This window comes from Leptospira ainlahdjerensis, from assembly GCF_016919175.1.
GTDB lineage: Bacteria > Spirochaetota > Leptospiria > Leptospirales > Leptospiraceae > Leptospira > Leptospira ainlahdjerensis.
Window position 1 is genome coordinate 1 of sequence record NZ_JAFFPU010000044.1, and the last position, 22,500, is coordinate 22,500.

The 22,500-nt window shown below is 42.6% G+C and carries 24 protein-coding genes (1 of these 24 only partly in view); 10 read left to right on the forward strand and 14 right to left on the reverse strand.

Features of this window, described 5'->3' with window-relative positions:
- From JWG45_RS12445 to JWG45_RS12455, 3 genes are all read left to right on the forward strand, one after another.
- The coding region (locus tag JWG45_RS12445) for a phytoene desaturase family protein (RefSeq protein ID WP_205280020.1) at positions 1-1,533 on the forward strand (1,533 nt) is incomplete at its 5' end.
- Between the two features lie 247 nt (positions 1,534-1,780).
- Positions 1,781-2,332 (forward strand): PadR family transcriptional regulator, encoded by a 552-nt coding sequence (locus JWG45_RS12450; RefSeq protein WP_205280021.1) that lies wholly within the window; start codon positions 1,781-1,783, stop codon positions 2,330-2,332.
- 130 nt (positions 2,333-2,462) lie between these two features.
- The gene (locus JWG45_RS12455) at positions 2,463-4,982 is read left to right on the forward strand and encodes a histidine kinase N-terminal 7TM domain-containing protein (RefSeq protein WP_205280022.1); all 2,520 of its coding nucleotides are present in this window, start codon (positions 2,463-2,465) and stop codon (positions 4,980-4,982) included.
- A 24-nt stretch (positions 4,983-5,006) separates the two neighbouring features.
- Here JWG45_RS12455 and JWG45_RS12460 read toward each other — a convergent pair whose 3' ends face one another.
- Genes JWG45_RS12460 through efp form a run of 4 tightly spaced genes read right to left on the reverse strand, consistent with a single transcriptional unit; the run spans position 5,007 to position 7,590 of the window.
- Positions 5,007-5,705: an SDR family NAD(P)-dependent oxidoreductase gene (locus JWG45_RS12460; RefSeq protein WP_205280023.1), complete on the reverse strand. Its 699-nt coding sequence runs from the start codon at positions 5,703-5,705 to the stop codon at positions 5,007-5,009.
- A gap of 11 nt (positions 5,706-5,716) precedes the next feature.
- Positions 5,717-6,469, reverse strand: a complete 753-nt coding sequence (gene mtnB, locus JWG45_RS12465; protein WP_205280024.1) for a methylthioribulose 1-phosphate dehydratase — start codon at positions 6,467-6,469, stop codon at positions 5,717-5,719.
- Between the two features lies 1 nt (position 6,470).
- Complete coding sequence (locus tag JWG45_RS12470) at positions 6,471-7,004, reverse strand: 1,2-dihydroxy-3-keto-5-methylthiopentene dioxygenase (RefSeq protein WP_205280025.1); 534 nt, start codon at positions 7,002-7,004, stop codon at positions 6,471-6,473.
- 19 nt (positions 7,005-7,023) lie between these two features.
- The gene (efp, locus tag JWG45_RS12475; protein ID WP_069609782.1) at positions 7,024-7,590 is read right to left on the reverse strand and encodes an elongation factor P; all 567 of its coding nucleotides are present in this window, start codon (positions 7,588-7,590) and stop codon (positions 7,024-7,026) included.
- Positions 7,591-8,260: 670 nt separating this feature from the next.
- Between efp and JWG45_RS12480 the strand changes: the two genes are divergently transcribed.
- From JWG45_RS12480 to JWG45_RS12505, 6 genes are all read left to right on the forward strand, one after another.
- Positions 8,261-9,172, forward strand: a complete 912-nt coding sequence (locus JWG45_RS12480) for a phosphate ABC transporter substrate-binding protein (protein ID WP_205280026.1) — start codon at positions 8,261-8,263, stop codon at positions 9,170-9,172.
- A 76-nt stretch (positions 9,173-9,248) separates the two neighbouring features.
- Positions 9,249-9,575 carry a hypothetical protein gene (locus JWG45_RS12485; RefSeq protein ID WP_205280027.1) on the forward strand — a complete coding sequence of 109 codons (327 nt, stop codon included), beginning with the start codon at positions 9,249-9,251 and terminating at the stop codon, positions 9,573-9,575.
- Positions 9,576-9,881: 306 nt separating this feature from the next.
- Complete coding sequence (locus JWG45_RS12490; protein WP_205280215.1) at positions 9,882-11,003, forward strand: KamA family radical SAM protein; 1,122 nt, start codon at positions 9,882-9,884, stop codon at positions 11,001-11,003.
- Positions 10,987-11,601, forward strand: coding sequence for a hypothetical protein (locus JWG45_RS12495; protein WP_232380668.1), 615 nt, complete (start codon positions 10,987-10,989; stop codon positions 11,599-11,601). The genes JWG45_RS12490 and JWG45_RS12495 overlap by 17 nt, the downstream gene beginning before the upstream one ends.
- Positions 11,602-11,655: 54 nt before the next feature.
- On the forward strand, positions 11,656-11,862 hold the full coding sequence (locus JWG45_RS12500; protein ID WP_100786149.1) for a hypothetical protein: 207 nt from the start codon (positions 11,656-11,658) through the stop codon (positions 11,860-11,862).
- A 9-nt stretch (positions 11,863-11,871) separates the two neighbouring features.
- Entirely contained in the window at positions 11,872-12,627 is a 756-nt protein-coding gene (locus JWG45_RS12505) for a hypothetical protein (RefSeq protein WP_205280028.1), read from the forward strand.
- A 434-nt stretch (positions 12,628-13,061) separates the two neighbouring features.
- Here the strand turns inward: JWG45_RS12505 and JWG45_RS12510 are convergent, their stop codons facing one another.
- From JWG45_RS12510 to JWG45_RS12540, 7 genes are all read right to left on the reverse strand, one after another.
- Positions 13,062-14,093 (reverse strand): SAM-dependent methyltransferase, encoded by a 1,032-nt coding sequence (locus JWG45_RS12510; RefSeq protein WP_205280029.1) that lies wholly within the window; start codon positions 14,091-14,093, stop codon positions 13,062-13,064.
- 110 nt (positions 14,094-14,203) lie between these two features.
- Positions 14,204-14,995 carry a DUF1295 domain-containing protein gene (locus JWG45_RS12515; RefSeq protein WP_205280030.1) on the reverse strand — a complete coding sequence of 264 codons (792 nt, stop codon included), beginning with the start codon at positions 14,993-14,995 and terminating at the stop codon, positions 14,204-14,206.
- An 18-nt stretch (positions 14,996-15,013) separates the two neighbouring features.
- The gene (locus JWG45_RS12520) at positions 15,014-15,535 is read right to left on the reverse strand and encodes a DUF2062 domain-containing protein (protein ID WP_205280031.1); all 522 of its coding nucleotides are present in this window, start codon (positions 15,533-15,535) and stop codon (positions 15,014-15,016) included.
- 46 nt (positions 15,536-15,581) lie between these two features.
- Positions 15,582-16,880: an SAM-dependent methyltransferase gene (locus JWG45_RS12525; RefSeq protein WP_205280032.1), complete on the reverse strand. Its 1,299-nt coding sequence runs from the start codon at positions 16,878-16,880 to the stop codon at positions 15,582-15,584.
- Entirely contained in the window at positions 16,864-17,640 is a 777-nt protein-coding gene (locus tag JWG45_RS12530) for a DUF1365 domain-containing protein (RefSeq protein ID WP_205280033.1), read from the reverse strand. The genes JWG45_RS12525 and JWG45_RS12530 overlap by 17 nt, the downstream gene beginning before the upstream one ends.
- On the reverse strand, positions 17,637-18,995 hold the full coding sequence (locus JWG45_RS12535) for an NAD(P)/FAD-dependent oxidoreductase (protein WP_269750287.1): 1,359 nt from the start codon (positions 18,993-18,995) through the stop codon (positions 17,637-17,639). The genes JWG45_RS12530 and JWG45_RS12535 overlap by 4 nt, the downstream gene beginning before the upstream one ends.
- A gap of 138 nt (positions 18,996-19,133) precedes the next feature.
- On the reverse strand, positions 19,134-19,595 hold the full coding sequence (locus JWG45_RS12540; protein WP_205280034.1) for a YqaA family protein: 462 nt from the start codon (positions 19,593-19,595) through the stop codon (positions 19,134-19,136).
- Positions 19,596-20,104: 509 nt separating this feature from the next.
- Here JWG45_RS12540 and JWG45_RS12545 point away from each other — a divergent pair.
- Positions 20,105-20,857: a hypothetical protein gene (locus JWG45_RS12545; protein WP_205280239.1), complete on the forward strand. Its 753-nt coding sequence runs from the start codon at positions 20,105-20,107 to the stop codon at positions 20,855-20,857.
- Between the two features lie 87 nt (positions 20,858-20,944).
- On the opposite strand, the gene JWG45_RS22210 is transcribed toward JWG45_RS12545, so the two are convergent.
- The 3 genes from JWG45_RS22210 to speE all read right to left on the reverse strand — a co-directional run.
- A complete protein-coding gene (locus tag JWG45_RS22210) occupies positions 20,945-21,376 on the reverse strand; it encodes a hypothetical protein (RefSeq protein WP_232380669.1) in 432 nt (143 codons plus the stop codon).
- A 106-nt stretch (positions 21,377-21,482) separates the two neighbouring features.
- Positions 21,483-22,298 carry an orotidine-5'-phosphate decarboxylase gene (gene pyrF, locus JWG45_RS12555; protein WP_205280035.1) on the reverse strand — a complete coding sequence of 272 codons (816 nt, stop codon included), beginning with the start codon at positions 22,296-22,298 and terminating at the stop codon, positions 21,483-21,485.
- A 23-nt stretch (positions 22,299-22,321) separates the two neighbouring features.
- Positions 22,322-22,500, reverse strand: partial view of a polyamine aminopropyltransferase gene (speE, locus tag JWG45_RS12560; RefSeq protein ID WP_205280036.1) — the 3' portion only. It continues 664 nt past the right edge of the window; only the last 179 of its 843 coding nucleotides appear in the window; its start codon lies beyond the right edge, outside the window — the gene reads right to left on this strand; its stop codon occupies positions 22,322-22,324.

Below are 22,500 nucleotides of genomic sequence, written 5' to 3' on the forward strand. Positions count from 1 at the left end.
TATCGGGATAAGAAAGTTCTGATCCTCGAACAACATTTTAAGGCGGGAGGATTCACCCACGTTTTCAAACGAGAGGGGAAATTTCTCTGGGACGTGGGAATCCATTACATAGGAGATATGGATGAGAATTCCATGCTTCGAAAGATTTTCGACCTCATCACAAGAAAGGAAATCCAATGGTTTAAAATGCCTCAGATCTTCGAAAAGTTTGTCTATCCGGGAATCACCTTCGGAGAGAATAGCGATCCCGAAAAATATAAGAAAGATCTAATGTCTTTATTCCCCGAAGAATCGAAAGCCATCGGACATTATTTTGAAGACGTTCAGAAAGTTGCCGGCTGGCACGGAAGACACATGATGCTCAAAGCTCTTCCCCCATTCTTAGATAAATTCGGACACGCGATCGATCTGATCGGCGCGGACTCCGCATTGATCACCACCAAAGAATACATGGATAAGAATTTTAAATCCCCCAAACTGAAAGCCATTTTGGTTTCACAATGGGGAGATTACGGACTTCCACCTTCTCTCAGCGCGTTTGCGATTCATGCGTTGATTGTCGCGCACTATCTCAAAGGGGGTTATTATCCGATCGGAGGCTCCGGAGTGATCTCGCAATCGATACAAAAGATCATCCAAGAAAAGGGAGGAAGAATTCTTCTTTCCCGTGAAGTTCAGGAAATTCTCATCCAAGACGGAAAGGCCGTCGGCGTTCGAGTTAAGAATCGAAAAAAATCCGAAGAAGCCAAACAAGACATCATTGAAGAATATACGGCAGACGTCATCGTTTCCAACGCGGGAGCTTACAACACTTATACGAAACTCATTCCTTCCCGATATCAGATTCCATTCTTAGATAAACTCAAATCCTTTACCGATCGTTTTCCTTTGACCGCAAACGTGACCTTATATCTCGGTTTGAAGAACGATCCCCGCGAGATGGGATTTTTAGGTGAGAATTATTGGATCTACAGCTCCTTCGATCACGATCAAAATTTCAAAGAAGGTTTTCACTGGATTGAAGGCGACAACAAGATTCCGGGCGTATATCTTTCGTTTCCGTCGCTCAAGGATCCGCACTCACACGGACATACAGCGGAGGTAATAGCATTCAGCGACTACGGACCTTTCGCAAAATGGAAGGACCAACCTTGGAAAGAAAGAGACGAAGATTATATGCAGTTAAAAGATTCCATACGAGACCGGCTTTTGGATTATCTCGAAGAACATTTCCCGGGTTTTCAGGCAAACGTAGAATACAGTGAAGTTTCGACTCCTCTTACCACGGAACACTTTACTCTTCACAAAAGAGGAACCATCTACGGACTTCCTTGCGTTCCGGATCGTTTCCGCGAAAAAGAAGCTCCCTGGTTTTCTCCCGTGACTCCCATAAAAAATTTATTTCTTACAGGAGCCGATGCTGCTTCTCCCGGGATGAGCGGGGCGATGATGGGCGGTATCAGCGCCGTCGCTCATCTCACGGACGGCCTCAAGATGATCCAGATTTTCCGAGAAGCCGGTAAAAAAAGATAAAAATCCTTTTTCGCGATATTACTCGCGTGCTGAGAATTTGCTCTTCTTTTCATACGGTATTGTAACTAAACAAATTTTGCTTGATCTATCTTCCAGATAGTATCTAACAGATACAGAACTGTTTTTTTACTCCGGGTTTTATTTTTATAATACTGAGATGAAGTTTTTCAAAGGCTCTCCAAATCACTGCTCCATTCTCGATCGACTCCATCAAAATCCTTCCTTTTTTTCGGAGTTATCTTTCTAAATGGCCAGAATCAATAAAACACGTTATGCGCTCTTGGGAATTCTCGGAGAAGCGCCTATGAACGCCTATGAGATCAAAAAAACGATAGAACAGAGTATCGGTTTTTTTTGGCAGGAAAGCTTCGGACAAATATACCCGATCCTCAAACAACTCGAAAAAGAAGCCTGTCTAAAATCCTCGAAAGAAAAAAAAGGAAGCGGATCCGAAACAACGATCTACAAGATAACGCCCAAGGGAAAAAAAGAACTCAAAGACTGGATCGAAAAGCCGATCGAAAAAACTCCATATCGGAACGAACTTCTTTTAAAACTTTTTTTCGGAAATCACGTTAAAAAAGAAGTTTTGATCAAACATCTAGAGGATACCAAGGAAGAAGTCCTTCGTCTGATGGACATTTACGAGAATATTCGGAAATTCGTGACTGAGATGGAAAACCCCAAAACAAACAAAACTCTGAGTTTGATCACTCTTGATTTTGGAATTACGACCGCAAAAGGATTTTTGGATTGGACGGAAGAATCCCGTAATAAGATAAAAAATTCCGATTTTTAATACGAACTCGTTTTTCTACTTTCCAGTCGGATGAATATCTCTTAGGCTAAGAACGGCGGCAGACGGGAGTTTGATCCTGGCGCTCCGTTTCAAATAGAGCCTTATGAATTTTCCCCCTCTGCACGAAACAATGAATCTTAGCTGGTCTCCCTTTGCGTTCTATTCCGCACTTTCCTTTTTCATCTTCATTTTCAATCTTTACATCACTTATAAGAATCTGAGAATACAGGGAAGCAAAGAATTCCTATTTGTACTTCTTGGATTTTCGATTTACTCCTTCGGAAGCTTTTTTGAAATCCTTTGCAGAAACGAACGATGGATCCTATTCTGGGACGACTTTCAGTTTATCGGAAACGATATCATCGTAATCGCGATTTCATTTTTTATTCCCAGGGTTACTTCCCTCACGTTTGTCTATAAATTTCCTTTGGTGATTTTTCTATTCATTTTCCCCATCTGTAACGAATTTCTAATATGGTCCGGTGTTCATCCTGAATGGATCCGAAACGATGTCCGTTTTCTTACGGATTTTTCATGGAAGGCTCTTGTATATGACTACGGCCCTTGGATGCGGGTTTTTGTAGCCTATTATCTTTCTGCCCAATTTCTAATCGTCGTCCTTCTCGTCTGGAGGTTCGTAACGCTCAAGGGTTTCCGTAAAGTTCAAATGTTTTTGCTTTTGATCGGAATCCTTTTTCCATTCCTGGGGGCTCTGATGACCGTTGCCGGTCTTTTCCCTTTTCTCAATCCTCATCTTGACGTTTTCCCAATCACCGGCTCCATCGCCGCTCTGATTTGGGCTTACGGACTCTTTTACTTTCGGATGATGGATCTGATTCCGGTGGCAAGAGACAAAGTTTTCAATCTAATTCAAGATGGAATTCTAATATTAGACAACAATAATGTAATTCTAGACTACAATAAAGAGGCTGTAAAGTTGTTTCTAAATCGCCTCGACACGGCCGAAGTAACCCTCAAAGAGGTTTATCCGGACCTGGATCACCTCATCCAAAGATTTAAGGGCGAAAAGATCGATTCGATTCCGGATTTACGCCTCTTTGTAAACGGAGAATTGAGATATTACGAAGTCACTCTTAGAAACTTTTCAGCCCAATCCGATCGGAGCGACTTCTGGATTCTTACCTTAAGAAATATCACTGAAAGAAAGTTAGGCGAAGAAAGAGCGATCGAAGAAAAAAATTTCTTGAATATGATTCTGGATTCGACCCGAGTTCTTTTTGTGGCGCTGGATAGGGAAGGAAAAATCCTTCGATTCAATAAGGCCTGCGAAAACGCATTCGGATATCGCTCCGAAGAAGTCCGAGGGTATCCCTTCTGGGATATTTTTGCCGAAGCTCACAAAAAGGATCAGATCAGAAAGATTTATCTAAGAATGGTTCGAGGAAAGTTTCTTCCCAAGACCCAAGAACAGTGGATCGGAAAATACAAGGAAAGAAAACTCATCCAATGGGAGAACAGGGAAATCAAAGATAAAAACGGAAGGACAAATTATATCATTTCAGCCGGAGCGGATCTCACGGACGTTTACAACGCGGAGAATGAAATCGCAAATCTACGATCCGCGTATTCCGAAATCACAAAAAAGAATCAGTTGATCGAAGATCAAAAAAAAGAACTCGAAGAAATCATCGATACTCTTACAAAAACCCAGGCTCAACTTGTTCAAGCCGCAAAACTCGCGGACTTAGGACAACTTGTCTCCGGAATCGCCCACGAAATCAACAATCCGTTAGGCGCCATTCAAGCTTCCAATCAAAACATACAACATTATACGAAATCTTTTCGGGAAAAATCGAAAGACTACTTCCAACTCTTAAACAGACTCCCTCAAAGAATTCGAGACCTAATTTCCTCCTTGATTCACTTTGCAGGAGCCAATTCCGATCTTGTACTCGGTTTGGAAAGAAGAAAACGAGTTAAGGAAATCGGAAAGAATCTTGAAAGAATCGGAATCCTCCAACCTTCAAACGACCTCTGCGAAATCGCGATCGAATGCGGAATCTATGGAAGGGAAGAGGAATTTTCGGATATTCTCAAACACCCCGAAGTTATCTCGATTTTAGAATTGATCACCGATCTTTTAGGACCTGAAAGAAATTCCCACACGATCCAAACCGCGGTCGAAAGATCGTCCAAAATTCTTTACGCCCTCAAAAGCCTCGCGCATTTCGAAAGCAATAGTATTTTAGAAGAATCGAATATTAGAGAAAACATAGAAATCGTCCTTGCGCTTTATCAGAACCTATTCCGTCACGGAGTGGATCTTTCAGTAGAATTCGAAGAACTTCCCCCGGTTCCGATCTATCGGGACGACCTTCTTCATCTCTGGACCAACCTCATCATGAACGCGGTCCAAGCGATGAACTATTCAGGAAAATTGAATATTGTAGGTCTTCGAGAAAACGGTTATGCGGTCATCAAAGTGGAAGATTCGGGTCCGGGAATTCCGGATTCTTTAAGGGATAAAATTTTCGATCCTTTCTTTACTACCAAACCCCCGGGAGAAGGAAGCGGCCTAGGGCTGGATATCTGTCAGAAGATCGTGGAAAAACACAACGGAAAAATAGGATTCGAATCACAACCGGGAAAGACGGTGTTCACCGTTCGACTTCCCTATCGACATTCTTAGATTTTTTTGTTAAGCGACATCGAACTATAAAATTCCCTTTCGAGGGAGAAGCCGAATTTCATCCGGATAAACAGCGTCGGGAAGCGTGGAAAGAGTCGCTAACCACTTTCCAAAGTCGTCAACAGGGATCATATCATCCTGATCAAAACCTTCTCTTCCCTTCCAGATATCCGTGTAAACCGCGCCCGGATAAACCGTAATCACACGAATCCCTTTCGGTTTTAATTCTTCTCGAAGCGCTTTGGCAAAACCAGCGATCGCGTGCCTACTCGCACAATACGCGGTCGATTCCGGAAAGCCTTGATAACCCGCGGTAGAGGAAAGATAACAAAGAAAAGCTCCGGGTTTTAATAAAGGAAGAATTTCCTTCGTTAGAACAAAGAGAGAATTCACGTTGAGAACGAAATGAGCATTCCATTCTTCTAATGTAATTTGTCCCACCGGTTTAAAGAGGCCGCTCCCAAAGGTAAAATAGACCCCCGATAAAATAGGAAATTGTCTCTGCAAGGAAGACACAAATCCGGGAACTTCCGAAGTTCTGGAAAGGTTACAGTGATAATTCTTTCCAAATTCGAACGGGGATTCGGACTCACGTTCGATTCCGGCTCTGGAGATCCCGATCGCGTTCTGACCGAGCGTATTCAAATTTTCTAATACGGATTTTCCGATTCCCGAGCCGGCTCCCGCGACTAAAATGGGTGAAATTTCCTTAGAGGAAGACAAAACTTTTTCCCTTACGAAAAAGTTGCCGGATATACCGGAAACTCCGTGGAAAAAACTTCGGCCCGATCACGATCGGCGGAGGATTGTTCTTGGCGAACCGCTTTTGTTTCTCTTGGATAAGATAAACTCTTCCAAGAAACCATATATTTTAGAATAAAATCGGTGGCTTCCAGATTTCGATTGGCGACGATCAGATCCTTTCCCCAAACCGTAATCCCGTGTTTTTCGATGATACAAAACGGAACGACGGGCTTGTATTCTTTCAGATATCTTTCCAAACAATCGGAAATGTCCTGAACATTCGGAAAATTGTATATTACAGGAACATAAACTTTCGGATTCTCATCCCAGATCCCGTAAGCTTTTAAGATTTCGATGGAGGGAAGTTCCAGAAGAGCGATCGGTTCCGCTTTGGAAGTATTGGCTCCGATCAGATTGGATTCCAAGGTGTGAACGTGAAGCCCGCAGCCGGCGCCTTCTACGGCTCTATAAACCGCGCGGTGAATCGAAGTTTCCGCACTGGGTTTGAGTCCCTTTTCGGGTTTTGCTCCCTTAGAAGACGCGGGTTTTCCCGATTCCAAATCTACAAAAAGAAAATTACGTTTGTTTAATAGGTTTTTGTCGAGTCCGCTTCCGCTGACCCAGAATCCGGATTCTCCCGGGAAACGAACAGAGAGATTGCCGGCGGTTCCGGGCATCCATCCGTTTTTGTGATAAGCGGCTCCCAAGGATGAGAGCCGTTCCAGTTGTTTTTTGACGGACATATCAGTCCAAGGAATTGGTTTCTTCGACGTAGTTCGGAACCCAACCGCTCATGTCTTGGAAGTAACGCACTGCCTTGATTCTTTTTTGATCGTCAAGATAGAACCAGTGATTGGTGTTTCTCGGAACGGAAATAAAATCGTCTTTCACAACGTGAACTAAGAATTTTTCGCCTTTGAGAGCAAAACCGAAAACTCCTGAACCGTCCACGATATATCGAACCTCTTCGTCCGTATGATAGTGAACTCTATCAAACTTTGCGAGCATCTCGCTCAAACCGGAGACGTTCGGATGAAGTACAATCAGATCTCGGGATTGGTATCCTTCTTTTTCTTTTAAGGTTTGAAAACGATCGTCGAGTTTACCTAAGAGACTTTCCTTCTCAGCGTCCGCCAAAACTTCTTTGTTCGTAAGTTCGGCCGCATCTTCCGGCACTTTCCAATGATCGTAATCGATTCCTCTTTCTTTGAGAAAGGATTTTACTTCGTTTGTCTCCTTGATTTCAGGAAGACCGTTTTGTCTTACTATCGTTGCCATAGTAGATACTCCGCAGATTTTATTTATTGACCCTTTCTACGTAAGTGAGATCTCGCAGGTCTATTTTTACGACGTCGCCCTGCTTAACGAAAATAGGAACGTTGATTTCTCCGCCGGTTTCGACGGTGACGCGTTTTTGCGCGGTTCCGGAAGTGTCGCCTTTTAGACCTTCTTCCGCATAAGTAACCTCTAAGATGGCAAAGTTCGGAGGAATGACTCCGATCGGTTTTCCTTCGTAGAAAGTAACTTCCATCGCGGTTTCTTCTTTTAAGAAGGGAAGAATGTCTTCCACATATTCTTTAGACACCGGCATTTGTTCGAAGTCGTTTGAGTCCATGAAGATGATATCATCTCCTTCGGTGTAGCAGATGGTCATATTTCTTTTTTCTAACTCGACACTTTCTAACTTTTCTGCCGCTTTGAAGGTCCGTTCGATGGAACTGTTTCTGGTGAGATTCTTCAGTTTTGTTCTGATAAAAGCGGAACCTTTACCCGGGTTTACGAATTCGGTTTTTACAACCGAGTAGAGATCCCCTTCCACTTTGAGAACCATACCTTTTTTTACTTCTGTGATACCAAGAGTCATGGATTTTCCTAAGAATAAATTGCGCACCTTCTATTGGTTTTGAAACAGGCCCCCTGTCAAGAAAAAGAAGCCCGTGACAACGCGATCCGATAAGGGAGCGTAGTAGCCAAATCGCAGTGCATTCCCGACCGATCTTGGGAGCGAGGTTGGGTTGAGTTTCGCGTTTGGCTCTTAGAGAAGCAAAGAATGAGCGCCCATAACCTTACCTGAAGTTGCCTGAAGGATCTCAAGAAGAAACTGTCGGAACTACGACGCCCTCCCGTAAAAGTCGCGCGCCCCGCCCGAATTTCGGGTGGTGGGGAGGGGGCGGAAAAGACCACGGCGGACTTTCCTCTATCACAAAATCAAACTTTTCGCAAGAAAAAACTCCCTTGTAGGAACTCTTACAAAACCCTTTTCTAACAACGATTCTTGTTGTATCCCCCGCAACTTGTGAGTAAGGTTATACAACGCGACTCCTCGGGAGCCGTCTATAAAGTGCAATCAAAGCAACCCGTCCTTCAAGGGCAAGATTTGAGTCTTGAGGCCAGTCTACAGAGTTCGTTGAACGATCGGACGCATCCTAAAACAATGTGGTAATTTGTAATAATTCAGGTTCGAATTGTAATAGACTTTTTTGAGATCAAAAACACGCTCCCGGGGAACTCAAGTAGGAACATAAATCAGACGTATGAAATTGAAATCTCTCCTCCTAGTCGCAATCATCCTAACGGCCGCGTTTACCGGGAATTGTAAGCCGAAAGAAACGATCACGGTGACCGGTTCCGAAACCATGCACGTGATGCTTCAGATGATCGGATTGGAATATTCCAGAAAAAGATCCGGAACACAAGTAATCGTTAACGGCGGCGGTTCAATAGAAGGAATCGAAAAGTTATTCCAAAGAAAGACGGACATCGCCGCTGCGAGCCGACCCCTTACGGAAAAAGAACTCAAAGAATTCGACTCGAGAGGAAAATTTGAATCTCTCGCGGTCGCTTACGACGGAATCGCAATCATCGTAAATCCATCGAACACGGTTCGTAAGATCAGCCTGGAAACGGCTTCGAAAGTGTTCTCAGGAGAAATTACCGATTGGTCTAAGCTCGGCGGCAAGGCCGGAAAAATCCAAGTCGTCGTTCGAAACGACAAGTCTGGAACCGCGGCCTATTTTGAAACTCATGTCTTAAAACAAAAAGATCTTGGACTGAAAAAATACGAGGCTCGTACGGATGTAAAATATGCGGATTCTTCCAAAATTGTATCCGATAACGACACAATGGCGGCCTTCATCGATTCCAATCCGAACGCGATCGGGTTTATGGGAATGGGAAGCGCTCTTTTCGAAAACAAAGGAAGAGTTCGTGCTTTAGAATATTCCTTATCCGGAAAGGAACCGTATGTGGTTCCGAGTATCGAAAACGTTTACAACAGAACCTATGAGTTATCGAGAGGATTGTATCTATTCTATCTTTCCGATCATGGACAAAAGATCGATGATTTTATAACATATGTTACGAGTGAAGACGGGCAGAAGGCGATTTTGAAAAGCGGATATCTCCGCGGATCTCTTCCAACGGTAGAAGTCGAAGTAAAAAAATAGGATAAAAGCAAAGAATCCCGAGTTTTTTTGAAAGGAAAAGGATTGATTTTCAACATTCTCGGGATCTAATACTGTTATGGGTCGCCGTATTTTACTCGGAATCGTTGCACTGATCGTCGCAGGATGTTTTCTTGCGGACGGTTTTGCAGAGAGTAAATTAGAATCTTATAAACCCCTTGTAAGAACCAAGGCGCAATCCAGAAACATCACTCAAGTTTCCAATCCATTCACAAAAGGAATTTCATTCGGTGACGACGACAAAGGCCGAGTCGACTTTCTCAGACTGGATTGTTTCTCCGGTAAATTCTTACCCAACCAAACCGTCCCAAAAATCGAAATCATCTCCGGTAGAGTTTCTCTCTCGTTTCGTTATCTCTCTCTGCCTCCACCGACGGCTGTTTAAAGGAACATTCAATTCTGTATTAGGGAGTAAGTCTTCCCGTTTTGAGGCCGTTGTTTCTTTGGGCAAAGAGAAACTCCTTCCTCGGACGCACACAGAATCTCCTTTTTGGAATTATTCTCATTCTTGTCCTGAATCTCCTAAAACATGAGAATGTCCTAAAACCGGAGATGCAATATAAAACGATGGCCGGAAAGCAGGTTTCGAAAGTCCTCCTTCCGGCTTTTTTTAGGAAGATTGGATTTCAGTTCTTGGTTGACGGAAGAAGAGAAGATTCGAGGATTTCAGAAGAACAACGGAGTGATTCCACTGTCGACTTTTCCTTTTACCCAAACCTCATCCTTCCAAAACCAAACCACAAACCAGCCAGAGCGGCTAAATTGGAAATGGCAGATTCAAAATCGAATCAAAACACAAGAAGAACTTTCTAGTAAAATCGAACTTTCGCAAAAAGAAAAACTCTCCTTTGATGCCTGTTCGACATTTTTCGAATTCTCCGTAACTCCTTATTATCTGGATCTCGCCGATCCCCGGGACCCGAATTGCCCGATTCGACTTCAGATCGTTCCACGGGAAGAAGAACTCATTCGAAACGGTTTTGAAAAACAGGATCCGCTCGCGGAAGAATCTTATATGCCGGTCAAAGGTGTCACACATCGTTATCCGGATCGAGCGCTCTGGTATCTTTCCCATGTCTGTGCCGTCTATTGTAGATTCTGCACCCGGAAAAGAAAGGTAAGCAAATCCCTCCACACACCGGGAAAGGAAGAATGGGATCAGGCCCTCGCATATTTTAGAGCGCATTCGGAAATCAAAGAAGTGATTCTTTCCGGTGGGGATCCGCTCAATCTCTCCGACGATCGATTGGATTATCTTCTTGGGGAGCTCAAATCCATTTCTCATATCAATCAGGTGAGAATTCACAGCCGTTATCCGGTAACTCTTCCGATGCGAATCGATTCTTCCCTTTGTAGGGTTTTCAAAAAACACTTCCCGGTTTATCTCGTCACACACTTCAATCATCCGAAAGAAATCACTCCTCTCGTGAAGGAAAGAATCGCACTTCTCATCCAAGAAGGAAACGTGATGGTTCTCAATCAAGGTGTACTTTTAAAAGGAATCAATGATTCTCCCGAAACTTTGAAAGAACTCTTTTACGGTTTGACCGCGATCGGAATCAAACCCTACTACCTCCATCAGTGCGATGAGGTTTGGGGAAGCGGCGGTTTTCGAGTGGAAATCGAAAAGGGAGTCGAAATTATGAAACAGATTCGAGGAAGAATTTCCGGACTCTCTGTTCCTCTTTACGTCGTCGATCTTACCGGAGGCGGAGGTAAGATTCCTTTGTCTTCGGAGTATCTTGCCGAAAAGAAGGAACATTCCTATGTCTTTCGGAATTATCAGGATGATCTTTATGAAATCAGTTACTAATATTCGGAATTCTTTTTGTAGCTCCGGCTGGAAACCGTCCGCTTGCAGAGGGGTTACTCAAAGGATTCTTCTTTGTTTTTTTTTCCTCTTGTTTTTCGGACTCGACTTTTTAGCGGCCTGTAAAACGCCCGAAAGTAAGGGGGCCGTGACTTCGACGGAAACTCCGCGTTATCTAAGACTGAATTACGACGTGGTCTACGAAACGTCCGAGGGAGTCACACTCCTTAATTCGGGAAGACTTTTTGCGAGGGGTTTGTTTTACGAATTCCGGATCCAATCTTCTCAGAGCAAATACGAATTGATCAGGGTTTCTTCCTATACGGAAGACAATCAGATTGATTTTAAGCATCTTTTGTCTTCGGAAGAAATGAGTTCTCTTCAAAATAAACAGTATCAATATTTCTCGATGCCGAATGATTCGAGAGCCAGCGTCTTGACGGGGATCCATAACGGAAATTGTTACATCCGCTGGGAATGGCAGAAGGAATCCTTTGTTTTTGTCTTTGAAACGGACCTAAAAAACGAAAACGGCGATTCTCCCGGAGGGCTTGGAAAAGAATTTCATGAAAATATCCGTAAAGGTCTCAGAATTTTTTAGTCTTCTTGACCAATTCTGTACAGGTCCATATTCTATCCCTTGCAAGGATCTGACATGTGGCTGAAGCTGGGAGATTCCGAAATTATCAACCTGGATTATATATCCACGATCAAAAAAAATCCCTCTTCGAACGCGATTGAGATCATTTACAATGATCTCAATCATATCAAATCCCTGCCGTTTCGAAATCCGGAAGAAAGAGACAGGGCATACGACGCGATCCTAGAAAATCTTTCGAGAATGAAATTATTTTTTGAGTAGAGAGGGAAGATGGAGTCGATCAAACAAAATCTGCAAACCGTTTTTTCCCTAAAGCCGTTTGAGATCCTGTATTACGGATCCAGACAAAGGGGAGATTTCCGGGATTCGTCCGATTTTAATTTTTTTCTTTTGGCGGATCCGAGCGATCAGTTAAAGAGCACGTTCCTTCGAGAGATCAACGCGATCCTAAGTCCTCTCGAAGAAATCGCGCCCGTACATTTAGTCACCGCAGACACCGATTCCTTCTTAGCAAGACTTCGTATGTTCGAGCCTTCAGCGACTCATGTCTGCGAGATGGGTGAACCCTTCTTCGGAAAAGAATATTTCCCTCTTCTCGTGGAAGAATGGAACAAACTCAAGGCCAATCCGATCGACTCGATCACCACCGGAAAACATCTTCGAAAGAGATATCGTTTTTATAAAAGTATTTCGCCCAGAAGTACCAAAGAAGAAATTATGAGAATGGAGAGATTGGTAGCTCTTTATCTCCAAAACTGGATCTTTCGGGAAATCGAAGACCTGAGTTGGATCGAAGTGGTTCATGCAGACATTCCTTCCCGACTCATCTCCATGGTACGCGATCTTTACAAAAAGGAAGCTACGGAAAACACTTTAGAAATTTTGAATCTTTACGAGGAAATTTTAAAGTTGAAGACCGAAATTCGAAATCATCAAAATCCTTTTTCAGCGGAGAAATTTCAAACTCTCAAAGAAACGATCCGTTTCGAAGAAAAAGAGATCAAGATTCTCAAATTAAACTACTAAGAAAGAGTAATGGAAGGGATCGACTTTACTTTTACTGGCCGGCTCTTTTCTACAATATCCTTTTTTACAAATGAGTAAGACTCGGTCGTCGGAACTCCGACGCCCTTCCGTAAAAGTCGCGCGCCCCACCCGATTTTCGGGTGGCGGGGAGGGTGGTGGAAAAATTCCGGAGACTTTCCTCTATCACAAAATCAAATTTTTTGCAAGAAAAAATTCTCATGTAGGAATTCCTACCAAAATAGACTCTGGCAGCGTTTTGATTCAAAACAGAACCGTAAATCCGCTTCCGGTTTTTTGAGGAAGGGACACCTCTTAAAGAGTTCTCACAGTATAGAAAGAACTACGATTCATCGGAAAATCAGTTTTAAGCGGGTGGCTCTTTCAGAGTTGCACTTTGTGTCCGATGTGGAACTCCTCTCCCCTATCCGTTTCGCCTAACGTTTTGAAAAAAGATAATGCGACACGATCCATTCTTCTCCGTTTCGATATTTCCAGAGTTCGGCGCAGGCCATAAAAAAAACCTTCCAATAGACGAACCACTTTACCGCTTGCTCGGGGCCGTAGGTCACAGAAAGAATTTTCATCACCTCGTCTTTGTTACGAACCATTCCCTCCAACCAGGCTTCGGAGGTTTTTGCATAATGTTTACCGTTTACGACCCATTGATTTTGAATCTGAAAGTCTTTCTGGAAATACAAAAATAAATCGTGAGAAGGCATTTGCCCGCCGGTAAAGAAATATTTGGACATCCAATCCGTATCGTCTATAACATCAAACGCATAAGCAAATTTATGATGGGTAAAGATATGCACGAAGAAAAGCCCTTTCGGTTTTAAGAATGCGGAAAATTTTTCGAAAAGCCTTTCATAGTTCTTCATGTGTTCCAGCATTTCGACCGAGACAAGACGATCGAATTTTTTTGCGATCTTAAACTCGTTCATATCCGCAGTGAGAATCGTAAGATTTTTGAGTCCCCTTTTTTTAGCTTCTCCATCGATAAACTTTTTCTGACTCTTAGAATTGGAAACACCCGTAATCGAAGATTTAGGAAACTTCTCCGCCATATAAAGAGATAAGGATCCCCAGCCGCATCCGAGATCCAGAACACTCATCCCGTTTTCAATTTGAGCCCTTTCGCAGGTGATCTCGAGCATCTTCCTTTCGGATTCGTCAAATGAAGTATTCTCTGTTTCCCAAAAGCCCGAACTGTACTTCATGTGTTTTCCCATCACGAGTTTGAAAAACTCGGAAGGAACTTCGTAGTGTTGTTCGTTCGCCGCACCCGTATGAATTGCGATCGGAGATTTTTTTAACGAGTTCACGTATTCCATCAGATGTTTCTGATTCTTTTCAAGAGAACCCTTGTCTTCATCTTTCAAACGTTGTTTCAACAATTGACGAATTCGAAACCGAATCAGCCAATGCGGAAAAATATCCTTTTCCATTAGGTCGTAAATCCATTTCATGAAAGAATTTCCTTTTATTTTGATAGATTCAATATTTAGAATGTGTTTTTAAACTCAAAGAGCCGGTTTCCAAAAGAAGGAAATAATTTTTATTCCGAAATTCCCAACATCTAAGGCTTTGGAAACCAAGGAAAGAATGCGTTCGTCTTTCTACTGTATTCTTTGTACAAATCGCCCTTGGACTTCAGTTGACCCACTTCATTCAAAGGAACCCCTGTCACTTTTGTGAGAAGAATAAACATTACGATCGGTGAAATCAAACCGATCCACCCGAATGGAGAACCGAGAGAGAATAATCCAAAGCCCACCCAGATCAACCATTCAAAGAAATAATTCGGATGTCTTGAATATTTCCACAATCCCACATCGCAAACCTTACCCTTATTCTCAGGATTCTTCTTAAATTCGTTTAACTGGAAGTCGGCCCACGCCTCGCCTAACACCGAAAAGATAAAGAGCGCTATTCCGAAAATTTCGAAATAATTCGTATTCGGGTTTTCATTGATATTCGGAAATACAAAAGGAAGACTCAAAAGTACGGCGAGAATACCCTGAAACTGAAAGATGTTTGTAAAAAACTTTCTATCGACTTGATCTCCGTATTCAGCTCGAAAGGCCGTATAACGCGGGTCCTCGTGACCGGAAAATACTCGAGTCACTAAAATAAACAAAGAAAGTCTCCAACCCCAAAACGCAACGATCGCGGTGATCTGAGCGGTTCTCATAGGAAATCCGTCGCCTAACCAGTAGTAAACGATCGCGGCTGTGGATATACAAAGCCCCCAACCGACGTCCACGATTGCGTAGTTGTTAGCGCGTTTTCCGAACCACCAAAGAATCGTCATCAAAACAAACACAATCGCCCAAGCGGCTGATACGAGGGTTAAAATTTGCAAGAGCATAATTTAATACTTCCTGATTTATTTTTCTTTCTTCTTCGAATCGAACATCTTTCCGGACTTTCTCACAAAAGGTAAAAAAACAAAATAGAGAAGAATCGAAATCGCCGGCACCCAAACAAGCCAACCTAACACCGCAAAACCCGCGACGTCGAAGATTCCCTTGGCGATTTCCGAAACATTATCTACCGAAATATTTTCAGCCCATGTAAGATTCAAAGGTATCCCCAAAACATCGGAGCCTGTTTTTAAAAACGGAAAGATCAAAAGGATCTGCAAGGGATATACGAGATAATTCGCTAATTGAATCGTAACCGGATTCAATCGAAGAAGAATTCCTAAAATTCCGCAGATCGTCATCGTCGTTCCAATCAAAGGAAAAACTCCGAATCCCGCGCCGACTACGATACTCAAGGTTATCTTCTCCGGTGTGATTCCGGATTTGAGTTCCCTCTTGATAATTTCCAAAACATTCTTAGGCGCAAAGTGTCTTAGAAAATGAAAAACCGATTTTTTGGGTTGGTGAGAATGTGTTTCTTTCACGATATTCTTACCATTTCCTTTTAATTCTCTCGTTGAAATCGATTTTTCAAAGAGTGAGATTATTCGGTCTTGTATAAACGACTTGAACCACACTGATGTTTTTCATAGAGAACGCGGCTGCACAATACGAAAAATAATATCTCCATTTCCGAATAAAGGATTCGTTAAATCCCATATCTCGGATCAGAGCGATATTGGAATCAAATCCTTTCAGCCAAGTCATCAAAGTGTGGTCGTATTTGATCCCGATGTCTTCTAGCGAATAGAGATGAAAGTCTCCGCTTCTGTTAACCGCTTGATTGATTCTTGCGATGGATGGAAGAAGCGAACCCGGAAAGATATGTTTCTGTATAAAATCCACACCTTTACGGAAGGATTCATATCGTGCATCCGGACTCGTAATGATCTGATGGACCATGATCCCGTCTTTTTTCAGAACACGATTGCACATCGCAAAGAATTCTTCGAAGTATTCGTGCCCTACCGCTTCCAACATCTCAACCGTTACCATTTTATCGTAAGAACCTTGAACCTTTCGGTAATCGTCCTTTCTTACTTCGATTTGGTCGGATAAACCTTCTGCCTTGATTTTCTCAGTCGCATAACGATATTGTTCTTCGGAAATCGTATACGTCGTCACCTTACATCCGTAATTCTTCGCGGCATAGGTGGACAAGCCTGCCCATCCCGTTCCGATCTCCAAAAGATGATCGGTGGGCTTTAGCTGAAGTTTTTTGCAAAGAATCTCCAGTTTTGCGAGTTGAGCCTCTTCCAGGGTTTCATCCATTGTCCGGAAGTAAGCGCAAGAATAAGTCATCGTCGAGTCTAAGAATTTATTATAGAAGTCGTTGCCTAGATCATAGTGTTCTACGATGTTCTTTTTACTCCCTCGAATCGAATTCTTTCTAAAAAGATGTAAGAGCCTACTTCCGAGATTCATCAAGCTCAAGTGTGCAAACCGATTCTTACTTCCGCTCACGGAAGGAGAATTTTCTACGTTATAGATAAACCACGAGATAACCGCCCTGATATCATCCGTATCCCAATCTCCGTCCATATAGGATTCGGAAAAACCGAGATCTCCGTTCAAAACCGTCTTTTTAAAAAAGATCGGATTGTGAATGTGAATGATTCCCTTATGAAATTCCGGAGGATCTTCGCTTTCCGGATTTCCGAGATACGCTTTTTCTCCGTTCGGTAATACCAAACGGATCGAACCTTTTTGCATCGGCGACAAGGCTCTAAAAAAAAGATTTTTATAAAATCCGAACGAGTTGGATTCAGCGGTCGTAATTGTCATTTCCGAATCCTGAAATTTTACATTGGACTCAGTGGTTCTTTCCAAGATGGACTCCTTTTTGCAAATCTATATTTTCTTCTTTTTTAATATAAGGCAAACCCTTGAGATATAATCTCAGCGCCTGCCAGTGGATCAAAACAATTACTTTGACTGTCACGAGCGGATAACGGAAAAACATTCTTAATAAATTCGCATCAGATAATTCTAATCTACTTCCGGTGTAGGTCGTCACCATCACCGTCTTTTCGTCTTCAAGAGCGTCGATGCGGATGTTGAGAGTTTCAAGCGATGGTTTTAAAGTAAATTCGAATTCCGATTTTAAGCCCATAAAGGGGGAAACGTAGAAAAATTTTCCGGTCCTTAAGCGGAAGGCCCCGTCTTTCCAAGTTTCCTTTCCCAGAAAAAAAGGTTTTTGTTCCCCGAATGTATTGCCCACTTCGGCGACGGCGCAGAGAGGTTCTTCATTCGCTCCGTAGAAATAGTAAAACGATACCGGATTGAAAACATAACCCAGAACCCTAACGTTCGTGATCAAGATCGCTTTCTGAATTTTTTCGGCAACTCCGTTTTGTTTCAAATATTCTAATATATTCTCCTTCGTTCCATTTTGGCCGAAGTTTAAATGATCCGCTCCGGAAAACCGAAAGAATGATCGATGATCCACACCGAAGAGACGAAGTTTTTTATCGAGCGTCTGTAATTCGTCCAAATCCAAAGCAAACGTAAATATCCCGTAGCTGAAACGGTTTTTTCGAGGATATCGGCGGTCGTGCAGGACCTTTGCCTGAAAGATGCAGGAGTTCAATCCCAGACCTTTTTGCCCAGGACGGTCTCGCTCAATTCTCTCGCGGACCAAAATGCGTCCTCGTGAAACCCGTTCCTAAAGTAGCTTCCACAAAAAAACACATTCCCTTCGCGATTGAGATCGGGCAGCCTCTGTTGCGCCTTCAGAGATCCTACACTGAACAACGGATGATCATATTCAATTTCCTGAATAATCTTCTTTCTATCGAGAGTTCCGGGATCGTTGATGGAAACGTAATAATTCTTCTTTTTAGAGACGCCTTGCAGAGAATTCATCCAATAAACGGTAAACGGTCTGATCTGTCCGTTTTTCTCCTCGATACGATAATTCCACGAAGACCAAGAGAGTTTTGTCTTCGGCATGGATCCATCGTCCGTGTGGAGAGTTGCAATATTCTTCTGGTATTTGAATTCTTTTAGAAGTTCTTTTTGAAGCGACGTAGGATTTTTCAAAAGTTTGAGAGATGTATCCGCGTGTGTTGCAAGAATCACTTTATCAAAAACTTTCGACTTTCCGCTTTTTAACGTGACCCGAACCTTATTTCCTACATTTTCAACGGAACGCACTTCCGCATTCAGTTGAAAGCGGTCCTTTATCGGAGCCGTTAGACGTTTTACGTATTCTCGAGATCCGCCGTGGACCGTATACCACTGATGTTGTGTATCCAATCCCATAAAACCGTGGTTCAGAAAAAAACGAACCAACCCAAAAATCGGAAATTGAAGCATTAGATCATCCGGAGTGGACCAGACCGCGGAACTCATAGGAATCAGATAATAATCCAAAAGGTCGCGGTGATACCCTTCTTTGACGATATACTCGTCCAACGTATAATCCATATACTTTGAGTTTTCTAAAATTTTCGGAGCTTCTTTATTGAAACGATTGATGTTATATAAAAGTCTCAGAAATTTTAAGTTAAAAAAATTCTTTCTCTGTGCAAAGAGTCCGTTGATACCGGAACCACAAAACTCCAATCCTTGAGGAACGTGTTGTACGCTGAAGGACATCGAAGACTTTTTGGTCGGAACGTTCAATTCTTCAAAAAGTCGTTTGAGATTCGGATACGTGACGTGGTTGAATACGATAAATCCGGTATCGATCGGAATTTTAGTTCCGCTTTCGTCCACATCCACCGTATTCGTATGTCCTCCGATATAAGATCCTTTTTCAAAGATCGTAAGATCGTATTCATTTTGTAAGAAATGGGCGCAACCCATCCCTGCGATTCCGGTCCCGATGATCGCTAAGGATTCTTTCCTGTTTTTTGTTCTGGTCTGGGCAGAAATTTTTTTCCCAGAAATTTTCTTTTTAGAAACCGAGTCTTCGGTTTTCTTTTTCACATTCTTTTTCAAGAACTACCCGTCCTTTCTTTGTGTATAATAGACAGGAAGAATACGATTCGATGCGAAAAAAACTTTCCAAAAAAAATTTCAATTTTGTTTCACTTGTAATCTACAAAAATACAAGCGTTCTTTGTTTGCGACCTTGGATCAAACGTTCTCAAAGGTATATGCAAGAATAATGTAACGAGCGATACGAAGCGTGAAAACAATCGGAATAAAGAAGGACAATCTTTGTCTAAAAAAGCCGGAAAGAATTGTAATAGGATCGCCAACAACTGGTAAAAACGAAAGCGCCAGGACAAAATGTCCCCAGGTTTCCATTTTGAAGGCGATGTAAGAATAAAGTTTGGAATCTTCTATCTTGGTTTCCACCCCGGAACGAAACCAAATTCCCAAGCCGTAGTTAACGAGACACGCCGAACAATTTCCGATCGAGGCCCAGAGGATTGCTTCCTGGACGGAAAGCCCGGAGACGACGGCTATAACAAGAGCCGCTTCCGAACTGAAGGGAAGAATCGTAGCCGCCGCGAAAGAAACGATAGCAAGCCCGGGCCCTCCGTACAAAGGAATGAGTCTAGTTAACATTTCCCAAAGGTTTGGTTCTGACATTTGTGATTCCTATTTCACTCCATAAGACCGATTTCTTAGATTCGACTTTTGTTCCCATTCTTTCCATAGAACCGGAATCGTACATTCCAAAAAAAGCCGGATTCCTCTTTCGATTTGGAACTCTTTGTTCCGTTTTTTGATCTTACCGGTAGAAGCAAAAGACTAAAGAAAGCGAAACCCGGATTCAATATAGACTTTGATTCCGTTCGGATATTCCAGATTTCTACACACCTTAAACCCTTTTCCGTTTTTACAATAGAGAGCCTGCTCGCCGACATCTTCGTTTTTCCTGAATTAAAATTTTATCTCATTTCGCTTAACAATTATCAATTTAAGAATTTTTAATATGCAATAATAAAGCTCCTCAACTCCCTTTATTATTCGGAAAATGCCATTCGAAGTGTATAATTATCATAAGCCAATCGTAAAACTCGAAAAGGAAGGATCGGCTGAAACTTTTTGTAAAAATCTTACGGTCCTAGGCGCATAAAACAATAAGGTGGATATAGATGAGAAAAGAATATTCTATTTTTTTAATAGGATTGACCTTTGCTTTATACCCGGGCATTTCCGTTTTTGCGGAAGGAGAACCGGAGAAAGAAGTAAATGCACAATATACTCCCTGGTCCTTAAAGATCGGAGGAGGAATCGGCAAAGGGGAAGACGCCCATTACAAAGAAGATCGGGGAAGAACAAACGGCTACCGATTTTCCGCTGAATACAACCCACGTTATTTCGGCTTTGAATTAGGGATCACACATAAAGTATTTTCCCTCGACGTTTCATCACAAACGGACTATATCCTCTTGCCTTATCTGGCCTATGTAAACATCGGTCGAAACGGAAATGTTTCAAACGAAAGGATATACAACACTCTAATGACGGCCGGAGATCTACAGAGGGAGAAGGACAATTTTTCGCTGACATTTCTTGATTTCGGTCCTACCTTTCACATGAGACCCGGAAAAACGTTCGATCCTTATATTTCGATCGGAGCCGGAATCACTGGGTTCGATAAATTTGCGTCTTATCGCGGCTTCGGCCGGTTGGGATTTAAGATCAACTTCGATCGTTTTTTTATTTTTACGGAAGCCGAGGGATCCTCAATTAACAGACATTTTGCGAGGGACTTACGCTTTCAATATAACGAGTATTCGGGTATGGTCGGTTTAGGTTTTCATTTTGGAGGAGGAGGTGAAGAATCGTCACCACCCGAAAAAAAAGAGGAACCCGTAGAAAACGTATCCTCTTCCGAACGATAGTTTACACTGGCATACTATCTTTTTTACAAGGAGGTCGTTTCCGTCTGCGATTCTCCTTGGATCGTACTCGATCTAAAAATTTCCGGGTTATTCCAATTGAGGATCCGGAATTTTCATCGTTCGGATGTATTTTTTATAACGGGTCGGAATCGTATAATTTTGAATGTATCTATGGCAGTATTGACCGGGTCCGGAACTTTTTTCCACGAGTTTGTATTTCATCGAGCCTGAAAAAACTTTCCGAAATTCGGATTCGGATAATTCGATCCTCAGTTGTTTGAAATTTTCGAAATCCGTTTCCGTTCCTAATGTTCTGATTTTATCTTGACCCAAAAGAGTAGAGAGGATTTTGTTTTTGCTTCCCTGGAACGTAAGAGTCAAATCCAAGATCAACTTTTGCCGATTCGGAGGCGGACATTCTATTCTGCTTTCGTCCGGTTCCCCGGCGAATACCGCCCGGTTCAAATCCAAACAAAAACAGCAACAGAAAAGAAAAAGAATTCGTATTTTGATCGGCATGGTTTGCAAAATTTCAACCTCGGAATCAACTTCTTAAAAGAATGATACCTTCGATTCATTTAAATCCGAAGTATAATTTTAGAATTTTAAGAATTTCGAATGTGAATCAAAAACCGGAGAAATAAGCCTGCATCGACTTGTGAATTTTCTCCGCTTCAAGTCCCGCCCGCTTCGCAAAATCTAAACCGTTGGAGGCAAAGTGAATTCCGCGAGAAGAATTGATAAGCGAATTGGTTCCGCAGACCGGAAGTAAGTCTTCGAGTTTGGCGCCTTGCGCTCCAAAGCCCGGAATTAGGAAAATACGATCCGGATTTTGTTTCCGAAGAGTTTCTAGTTCGTTCGGATTGGTAGCGCCGATTACAAAACCAAGATTGATCGGAGAGATCGAGTTGGCAACGAAAGCCACTTCTTCGTAAAGAGTCCGGCCGGTTTCGGAAAAACGTTTTTTTTGAAATTGAGAAGAATCCGGATTCGAAGTCAAACAAAGCCAGAACACAAGATGATCCTGATATTCTAGAAAAGGACGAAGGGAATCAAGTCCCATGTATGGAGAAAGTGTAAGACTGTCGACTTGCAGATCCCCGAAGTAATAACGCGCATATTGTCGAGCCGTATTGTCCAAGTCTCCCCGTTTGATATCGGCGACGATAGGAATTTCAGGATAATTGCTCTTGAGATGACCGATCACCTTCTCGAACTGCCTGATTCCGGAAGAACCAAAAACTTCGAAGAATGCGATGTTCGGTTTGTATGCGACCGCGTAGGGCGCCGTAGCATCGATGATCTCGCGACAAAAATGAACGAGGGGTTCCGGACCTCGTTTGATCGTTTCGGGAAGTTTGCAATAGTCGGGATCGAGTCCGACACAGAGAAGGGATTTGAGAGATTGGCTCCGGGTCAGGAATTTACTTTGAAAATTCATTGCCCCTCCCCGGATAAATGATCTTACTTACGAACGATATGTTTCTGAGCAAACTGAGGAAGCACAAATGCCGCCTTATGCATTTCCGCGGAATAATATTTCAGTCCTTGTGGAACTCTTTTGGGATCCGGAACAACAGTGTAAGGATCCGGACCTTTGGAACAATAGGTGAAGCCTATGATCCCGGATGGATAAGTAGGTA

What these genes read in the sequence shown, in the direction of transcription:
- JWG45_RS12485 (WP_205280027.1), top strand. Translation starts at nt 9,249, where the DNA reads ATGGGTCGCCGTATTTTACTCGGAATCGTTGCACTGATCGTCGCAGGA.
- pyrF (WP_205280035.1), bottom strand. Translation starts at nt 22,298, where the DNA reads ATGAATTTTCAAAGTAAATTCCTGACCCGGAGCCAATCTCTCAAATCC.
- JWG45_RS12450 (WP_205280021.1), top strand. Translation starts at nt 1,781, where the DNA reads ATGGCCAGAATCAATAAAACACGTTATGCGCTCTTGGGAATTCTCGGA.
- JWG45_RS12495 (WP_232380668.1), top strand. Translation starts at nt 10,987, where the DNA reads ATGAAATCAGTTACTAATATTCGGAATTCTTTTTGTAGCTCCGGCTGG.
- JWG45_RS12540 (WP_205280034.1), bottom strand. Translation starts at nt 19,595, where the DNA reads ATGTCAGAACCAAACCTTTGGGAAATGTTAACTAGACTCATTCCTTTG.
- JWG45_RS12515 (WP_205280030.1), bottom strand. Translation starts at nt 14,995, where the DNA reads ATGCTCTTGCAAATTTTAACCCTCGTATCAGCCGCTTGGGCGATTGTG.
- JWG45_RS12480 (WP_205280026.1), top strand. Translation starts at nt 8,261, where the DNA reads ATGAAATTGAAATCTCTCCTCCTAGTCGCAATCATCCTAACGGCCGCG.
- efp (WP_069609782.1), bottom strand. Translation starts at nt 7,590, where the DNA reads ATGACTCTTGGTATCACAGAAGTAAAAAAAGGTATGGTTCTCAAAGTG.
- JWG45_RS12470 (WP_205280025.1), bottom strand. Translation starts at nt 7,004, where the DNA reads ATGGCAACGATAGTAAGACAAAACGGTCTTCCTGAAATCAAGGAGACA.
- JWG45_RS12545 (WP_205280239.1), top strand. Translation starts at nt 20,105, where the DNA reads ATGAGAAAAGAATATTCTATTTTTTTAATAGGATTGACCTTTGCTTTA.
- JWG45_RS12510 (WP_205280029.1), bottom strand. Translation starts at nt 14,093, where the DNA reads ATGAAATGGATTTACGACCTAATGGAAAAGGATATTTTTCCGCATTGG.
- JWG45_RS12455 (WP_205280022.1), top strand. Translation starts at nt 2,463, where the DNA reads ATGAATCTTAGCTGGTCTCCCTTTGCGTTCTATTCCGCACTTTCCTTT.
- JWG45_RS22210 (WP_232380669.1), bottom strand. Translation starts at nt 21,376, where the DNA reads ATGCCGATCAAAATACGAATTCTTTTTCTTTTCTGTTGCTGTTTTTGT.
- JWG45_RS12505 (WP_205280028.1), top strand. Translation starts at nt 11,872, where the DNA reads ATGGAGTCGATCAAACAAAATCTGCAAACCGTTTTTTCCCTAAAGCCG.
- mtnB (WP_205280024.1), bottom strand. Translation starts at nt 6,469, where the DNA reads ATGTCCGTCAAAAAACAACTGGAACGGCTCTCATCCTTGGGAGCCGCT.
- JWG45_RS12500 (WP_100786149.1), top strand. Translation starts at nt 11,656, where the DNA reads ATGTGGCTGAAGCTGGGAGATTCCGAAATTATCAACCTGGATTATATA.